Raw genomic sequence first — 7,665 nt, forward strand, 5'->3', positions numbered from 1 at the left:
TTTTCGTATGCAGTGTCTATGCGACAGACACTGCGCTCTTAGCATGGGGCAGGGAATAACCAGGCTATTTCTCCATGCACAGGCCAATTATGAAAGAGGAGAGGCTTAAGTTCTTGAACCCTGAACGAATAACGACTACCAGAAAAGCACTTCGCATCACTCAGACATGATTTAACATAATATACATTATGCGCAGTAACATTGTAATAGCTAAATTGAGATGTCCGTCTCTGACTAAATAGACATGTCCGCGCTACAGTCTCACCACAGCGATCACTGCTTTCAAAGGATGGGACTCATGACGGCATACGGAACGGAGTAATCGGCAACTGATGCCGGGCCTCGCTGAGCGTGCACTGCTTATTATCCGTGAACGTGCCGCCAAGAACCGCGGTTTGTGCCGGACGCACAACGCCTAACCCAAGGCAACCAAGCTGCACGTCGCCTCCTCCAACGACCACCGGAGTGCCCGCCTTCAGACCGCAGAGTTCCGCCGCTTGTGAACTTACCACGCCCAGCAATGTGCCGGTTTCTTTGACAGGAGAAAGAATATCGGCACGCAGGCCAGCCATATCCAGCAATGCAGGTTTCCAGGCACGGGTGGTTAGATCAAGAAGTCCCGTGGTGCCAGCGTTAGAGGGATCCACCGCCAGTTCGCCGCTGAGCATATAGGCCAGCCAGTCGCTGATCATGGTGATGGTTGATGCCTGACGGTAAATATCGGAACGATGGTGCACCAGCCAAAGTAATCTGGGGATGGCACTTAAAGCCAGTGTTTGTCCGGTCGCTCGATAAACTTCGTTTTCAAAGGTATTGTTGTGCAGTTCTTTAAGTTCGCTAACTTCGCGTGCCGCTCTGGCATCCACATTGGCGCAGGCCCAGATCGGTGTTCCTTCATTGTTATATAAAACAATGCCTTCACGCATAGAACATGCCGAAACGGCAGCGATATACTCCGGGTCTATGCCGGCGTTGTGCAGCGCCTGGCGCATACACTCACACGCCAGTTGCCAGTTTTTGTTGAGATCAAATTCCATAGAACCAGGAACGTCCGGTACTGCCAGATGCCGCCACTCCGCCTGTCCCACTGCTATTTGATTGCCTTCCAGGTCGAATATCACAGCCCAAATACTTCCGGTGCCTGCATCCAGCGCCATCAGGTAGTACTTTGATTCTGAAGGGGTAAAGAGTCGAGCCATTAGATTATCCTCGGCTTATGCGTTCTGTCTGTTCCTCTATACGTTCTCCATCATTCCCGGTAATAAGGTCATGCAAATTTAACTACGTAAAATCGCCGCTGCTGTGTCCTGATCGGTAACCAGTGCGTTGATATAACCGCCTTTCATTGCAGCGGCAATTGCTTCGGCTTTATTTTCTCCCCCTGCCACGCCAACCCGGACGGGTATGGTCTTCAGCGCGCTTAAAGGTAAGCCAATCAGTTCGTTATGTATTTTGATATCCGTGACAACGTCACCTTTTGCATCAAAAAAGTAGCCTAAAATGTCGCCAACCGCCCCTTTTCGGCCAATCATTAACTGTTCGCCCTGGCTGATATAACCGGAGCGAATAATTGTCGCGTCGTCTTGTTGACTCACGGCTCCAATGCCGACAATCGCCACATCCGCTGCTTGCGCGGCTAGCAGAACATCTTTGACGCAATTTTCATTTTTTAGCGTACGGGCAATGTCAGCGGAGGATGCCCGCAACGGAGCCGGAATAATATTCACACTGCACGCCGCGTTAAGCTGCCCGATACCCGTCATATAAGAACCGACGCCACCGGAGAGCGTGACTAGGCGAATTTGCTGTGACGAAATAAAACCACTTAAGCGTTGCAGCGTATTCATGGTTGCCTCGCCAAAACCAATCGCCAGCATCTGTTGTGGTTGAAGTAAACTCATCAACATATGCGCCGCGCCTATCCCTAGTCGCCCGCCGACATCAGCATCCGCAAGCCCAGGGATCACCCGGACATGTTGCAGCGAAAACTGACGACGTAATTGAGTTTCATATTCCAGACAGCCTTCAAAGCGAGAATTAATCTGTACGCGAATAATGCCGGACTGATGCCCTTTCTCCAGCAAGCGCGACACTTTCAAACGGGTCAGGCCGAGACGATCGCTGATCTCGCTCTGGGTCAGCCCGTCGTGATAGTAAAACCACGCGATCCGCGCGACCTGTTCTTCTTCACACATTCCCTGTTCTGAAATTGCCGAATCGTTGATTGTCATAATTCATTCTTCACTTTGAACATATTTAAATCTTTAATGCAATTGTTCAGTTCTTGCGCATTTATATCTGTGATGGCAACCACAGTTTGACTCTACGAGCATGAACAAACGCAACCGTGAAAATCAAAATAGCATAAATTGTGATCTATTCGTCGGAAATATGTGCAATGTCCACCTAAGGTTATGAACAAATTAAAAGTAGAAATACATTTGTTCAAAACTCACCTGCAAAACTGAACGGGGGAAATATGCAAACGAGTGATACCCGCGCGTTACCGCTACTTTGCGCCCGCTCGGTTTATAAACAGTATTCAGGGGTCAATGTCCTGAAAGGCATCGATTTTACGTTGCATCAGGGGGAGGTCCACGCCCTGCTCGGCGGCAATGGTGCCGGTAAATCGACGTTAATGAAGATTATTGCCGGTATTACCCCTGCTGATAGCGGTACGCTGGAGATTGGGGGCAACAACTACGCCAGATTAACGCCAGTTCATGCTCATCAGCTGGGCATTTATCTCGTTCCCCAGGAACCGCTGCTTTTCCCAAGCCTGTCGATAAAAGAAAACATCCTGTTTGGGCTGGCAAAAAAACAGCTCTCCATGCAGAAAATGAAGAACTTGCTGGCGGTGCTGGGCTGCCAGTTTGATCTGCATAGTCTGGCAGGATCGCTGGATGTCGCCGATCGCCAAATGGTGGAAATCCTCCGCGGGCTGATGCGCGACTCGCGGATTCTGATCCTCGATGAACCTACCGCCTCGCTTACCCCTGCGGAAACCGAACGCTTGTTTAGTCGCTTGCAAGAGCTGCTTGCTACTGGCGTGGGTATTGTTTTTATCTCGCATAAGCTGCCGGAAATTCGCCAGATTGCCGATCGAATTAGCGTGATGCGCGACGGAACCATCGCCTTAAGCGGCAAAACCAGCGAACTGTCTACCGACGACATTATTCAGGCCATCACCCCAGCGGTACGGGAAAAATCGCTCTCTGCCAGCCAAAAATTATGGCTGGAGTTACCTGGTAACCGCCCACAACATGCCGTCGGAACGCCGGTGCTGACACTGGAAAATCTGACTGGCGAAGCTTTCAGGAATGTCAGCCTGACGCTCAATGCCGGAGAAATTCTGGGCCTGGCTGGGCTGGTGGGAGCCGGACGCACAGAACTGGCCGAGACGCTCTATGGTCTGCGTACTTTGCGTGGCGGACGCATTATGCTGAATGGTAAAGAGATCAATAAATTATCCACTGGAGAACGTTTACTGCGCGGTCTGGTTTATCTGCCGGAAGATCGCCAGTCATCCGGACTGAATCTCGATGCTTCGCTGGCCTGGAACGTCTGCGCCCTTACTCATAACCTTCGTGGATTCTGGGCGAAAACCGCGAAAGATAATGCCACCCTGGAACGTTATCGTCGGGCGCTGAATATTAAATTTAACCAACCGGAACAAGCTGCACGGACATTATCCGGTATTCACTACCTGTTGCCTGTGTCGCGACTTTACTGCTTGGTTTGCTCGCGGGATTTTTCAACGGTGCCCTGGTCGCGTGGCTAAAGATCCCTGCCATTGTTGCCACCCTTGGCACGTTAGGGTTGTACAGAGGCATCATGTTGCTGTGGACTGGCGGTAAATGGATTGAAGGGTTACCCGCCGAACTGAAACAGCTCTCCGCCCCGCTGCTGCTTGGCATTTCAGCAATTGGTTGGTTGACGATAATTCTGGTGGCATTTATGGCCTGGCTGCTGGCGAAGACGGCGTTTGGACGCAGTTTTTATGCCACGGGCGATAATTTACAGGGCGCTCGTCAACTGGGCGTTCGTACGGAAGCCATTCGCATTGTGCCATTTTCGTTGAACGGCTGCATGGCGGCACTGGCGGGAATTGTGTTTGCTTCGCAGATTGGTTTTATCCCCAACCAGACCTGTACCGGGCTGGAGATGAAAGCAATTGCAGCCTGCGTGCTGGGCGGCATTAGTTTGCTCGGTGGTTCCGGTGCGATCATCGGTGCGGTACTCGGCGCATGGTTCCTGACGCAGATCGATAGCGTACTGGTGCTGTTGCGCATTCCGGCATGGTGGAATGATTTTATCGCGGGTCTGGTTCTGCTGGCGGTGCTGGTGTTTGATGGACGCCTGCGTTGTGCGCTGGAACGTAATCTGCGGCGGCAAAAATATGCCCGCTTTATGACGCCACCGCCATCCGTTAAACCCGCTTCGTCAGGTAAAAAACGGGAGGCCGCATAATGCGTATTCGCTACGGTTGGGAACTGGCTCTTGCCGCACTGCTCGTTATTGAGATTGTCGCATTTGGTGCAATTAACCCGCGAATGTTAGATCTCAATATGTTGCTGTTCAGCACCAGTGACTTTATCTGCATTGGCATTGTCGCTCTACCGCTGACGATGGTGATTGTCAGTGGCGGGATCGATATTTCGTTTGGTTCGACCATCGGCCTCTGCGCCATTGCATTGGGCGTACTGTTTCAAAGTGGTGTGCCGATGCCGCTGGCGATACTCCTGACCTTACTGCTCGGCGCATTGTGCGGGCTGATCAACGCCGGATTAATTATCTATACCAAAGTTAACCCGCTGGTGATTACGCTTGGCACGCTGTATCTGTTTGCCGGAAGCGCTCTGCTGCTTTCCGGTATGGCCGGAGCGACGGGGTACGAAGGTATTGGTGGATTCCCGATGGCGTTTACAGATTTCGCTAACCTGGATGTGCTGGGACTCCCCGTTCCGCTGATTATCTTCCTGATATGTCTCCTCGTTTTCTGGCTCTGGCTGCATAAAACCCATGCCGGACGTAATGTGTTTTTGATTGGGCAAAGCCCGCGCGTGGCGCTTTATAGCGCGATTCCAGTTAACCGCACCTTATGTGCGCTCTATGCCATGACGGGGCTGGCGTCTGCGGTCGCCGCTGTGGTGCTTGGCGGGGCCAATATTTATGGTGGTTCCGGTTCCATTATCGGCACCGCCATTGCGGTTTTATTAGTGGGATATTTGCAGCAAGGTTTGCAAATGGCAGGAGTGCCAAATCAGGTGTCCAGCGCCCTTTCCGGTGCGCTGCTTATCGTCGTTGTCGTAGGTCGTTCCGTTAGCCTGCATCGCCAGCAAATTAAAGAGTGGCTGGCGCGTCGGGCCAATAACCCATTGCCATAAAGGATATCTTCATGACACTTCATCGCTTTAAGAAAATCGCCTTACTTAGCGCTCTTGGCATTGCCGCAATCTCTATGAATGTGCAGGCCGCAGAGCGTATTGCATTTATTCCCAAACTGGTTGGCGTGGGATTTTTTACCAGCGGTGGCAACGGCGCACAACAAGCGGGTAAAGAGCTGAGCGTTGATGTGACCTACGACGGGCCGACAGAACCCAGTGTTTCTGGTCAGGTACAGTTGATTAATAACTTCGTCAATCAAGGTTATAACGCCATTATTCGTTTCTGCGGTTTCGCCTGATGGCTTGTGTCCGGCACTGAAACGCGCCATGCAACGTGGTGTGAGAGTGCTGACCTGGGACTCTGATACTAAACCGGAGTGCCGCTCTTACTACATTAATCAGGGAACGCCCGCCCAGTTGGGAGGTATGTTGGTGGATATGGCGGCGCGTCAGGTGAATAAAGACAAAGCCAAAGTCGCGTTTTTCTACTCAAGCCCCACCGTTACGGACCAAAACCAGTGGGTGAAAGAAGCGAAAGCGAAAATCGCCAAAGAGCATCCAGGCTGGGAAATTGTCACTACGCAGTTTGGCTATAACGATGCCACTAAATCGTTACAAACCGCAGAAGGAATATTAAAAGCGTATAGCGATCTCGACGCCATTATCGCCCCCGATGCCAACGCCCTGCCCGCTGCCGCACAAGCCGCAGAAAACCTGAAAAATGACAAAGTAGCGATTGTCGGATTCAGTACGCCAAATGTGATGCGCCCGTATGTAGAGCGCGGCACGGTGAAAGAATTTGGACTGTGGGATGTGGTTCAGCAAGGCAAAATTTCAGTGTATGTCGCGGATGCATTATTGAAAAAAGGATCAATGAAAACGGGCGACAAGCTGGATATCCAGGGCGTAGGTCAGGTTGAAGTCTCGCCAAACAGCGTTCAGGGCTATGACTACGAAGCGGATGGTAATGGCATCGTACTGTTACCGGAGCGCGTGATATTCAACAAAGAGAATATCGGCAAATACGATTTCTGATGTGCATTACTTAACCGGAGTAAGTTATGGCAGATTTAGACGATATTAAAGATGGTAAAGATTTTCGTACCGATCAACCGCAACAAAATATCCCTTTTACCCTGAAAGGTTGCGGTGCGCTGGATTGGGGAATGCAGTCACGCTTATCGTGGATATTTAATCCGAAAACGGGTAAAACTGTGATGCTAGCCTTTGACCATGGTTATTTTCAGGGGCCGACTACCGGACTTGAACGCATTGATATAAATATCGCCCCGCTGTTTGAACATGCCGATGTATTAATGTGTACGCGCGGCATTTTGCGCAGCGTAGTTCCCCCGGCGACCAATAAGCCGGTGGTACTGCGGGCGTCAGGTGCGAACTCTATTCTGGCGGAATTAAGTAATGAAGCCGTGGCGTTATCGATGGATGATGCCGTGCGCCTGAACAGTTGCGCGGTGGCGGCGCAGGTTTATATCGGCAGCGAATATGAACATCAGTCGATCAAAAATATTATTCAGCTGGTCGATGCCGGAATGAAAGTGGGAATGCCGACCATGGCCGTGACTGGCGTGGGCAAAGATATGGTGCGCGATCAGCGTTATTTCTCGCTCGCGACTCGAATCGCCGCTGAAATGGGGGCGCAAATTATCAAAACCTATTATGTCGAAAAAGGTTTTGAACGGATTGTTGCCGGATGTCCGGTACCCATTGTTATTGCTGGCGGTAAAAAATTACCGGAGCGCGAGGCGCTGGAAATGTGCTGGCAGGCTATCGATCAGGGCGCTTCTGGTGTGGATATGGGGCGTAATATTTTCCAGTCTGACCATCCGGTGGCGATGATGAAAGCCGTACAGGCGGTGGTTCACCATAACGAAACGGCTGATCGGGCATATGAACTCTATCTGAGTGAAAAACAGTAACTGCGGATTTAAGGAGAAGAATTATGCACGTCACACTGGTTGAAATTAACGTTCATGAAGACAAGGTTGACGAGTTTATCGAAGTTTTTCGCCAGAACCACCTAGGCTCTGTACAGGAAGAAGGTAATTTGCGCTTCGATGTCTTACAGGACCTGGAAGTGAATTCGCGCTTTTATATTTACGAAGCCTATAAAGATGAAGACACAGTGGCATTCCATAAAACCACGCCTCACTACAAAACCTGTGTCGCGAAACTGGAATCTTTAATGACCGGGCCGCGTAAAAAACGTCTGTTCAATGGGTTGATGCCGTGAGGCTACGTGAGGTGTACTGGCAATAGT

The 7,665-nt window shown here is 50.9% G+C and carries 4 protein-coding genes and 4 pseudogenes; 6 read left to right on the top strand and 2 right to left on the bottom strand.

What is annotated here, in order from left to right; all coding sequences use genetic code 11:
• Positions 1 to 371 precede the first annotated feature (371 nt).
• Both ACUU1M_RS17400 and lsrR read right to left on the bottom strand, forming a co-directional pair.
• Positions 372 to 1,199 (bottom strand): annotated as a pseudogene (locus ACUU1M_RS17400) (FGGY family carbohydrate kinase); the annotation flags it as partial.
• Positions 1,200 to 1,277: 78 nt separating this feature from the next.
• Entirely contained in the window at positions 1,278 to 2,231 is a 954-nt protein-coding gene (gene lsrR, locus ACUU1M_RS17405; protein ID WP_000154339.1) for a transcriptional regulator LsrR, read from the bottom strand.
• Positions 2,232 to 2,479: 248 nt separating this feature from the next.
• On the opposite strand from lsrR, the pseudogene lsrA reads away from it, so the two are divergent.
• The 6 genes and pseudogenes from lsrA to lsrG all read left to right on the top strand — a co-directional run.
• Positions 2,480 to 3,697, top strand: a pseudogene (lsrA, locus tag ACUU1M_RS17410) (autoinducer 2 ABC transporter ATP-binding protein LsrA); the annotation flags it as partial.
• Positions 3,697 to 4,470, top strand: a pseudogene (gene lsrC, locus ACUU1M_RS17415) (autoinducer 2 ABC transporter permease LsrC); the annotation flags it as partial. The pseudogenes lsrA and lsrC, both read left to right, overlap by 1 nt.
• The gene (locus ACUU1M_RS17420; protein WP_001222723.1) at positions 4,470 to 5,387 is read left to right on the top strand and encodes an ABC transporter permease subunit; all 918 of its coding nucleotides are present in this window, start codon (positions 4,470 to 4,472) and stop codon (positions 5,385 to 5,387) included. The pseudogene lsrC and the gene ACUU1M_RS17420, both read left to right, overlap by 1 nt.
• 11 nt (positions 5,388 to 5,398) lie before the next feature.
• Positions 5,399 to 6,422 (top strand): annotated as a pseudogene (gene lsrB / locus ACUU1M_RS17425) (autoinducer 2 ABC transporter substrate-binding protein LsrB).
• Positions 6,423 to 6,448: 26 nt separating this feature from the next.
• The gene (gene lsrF, locus ACUU1M_RS17430; protein WP_000774196.1) at positions 6,449 to 7,324 is read left to right on the top strand and encodes a 3-hydroxy-5-phosphonooxypentane-2,4-dione thiolase; all 876 of its coding nucleotides are present in this window, start codon (positions 6,449 to 6,451) and stop codon (positions 7,322 to 7,324) included.
• A 23-nt stretch (positions 7,325 to 7,347) separates the two neighbouring features.
• The gene (lsrG, locus tag ACUU1M_RS17435; protein ID WP_000558521.1) at positions 7,348 to 7,638 is read left to right on the top strand and encodes a (4S)-4-hydroxy-5-phosphonooxypentane-2,3-dione isomerase; all 291 of its coding nucleotides are present in this window, start codon (positions 7,348 to 7,350) and stop codon (positions 7,636 to 7,638) included.
• The last annotated feature ends 27 nt before the right edge of the window (positions 7,639 to 7,665 follow it).

This window comes from Shigella sp. SIG6 (assembly GCF_053555815.1).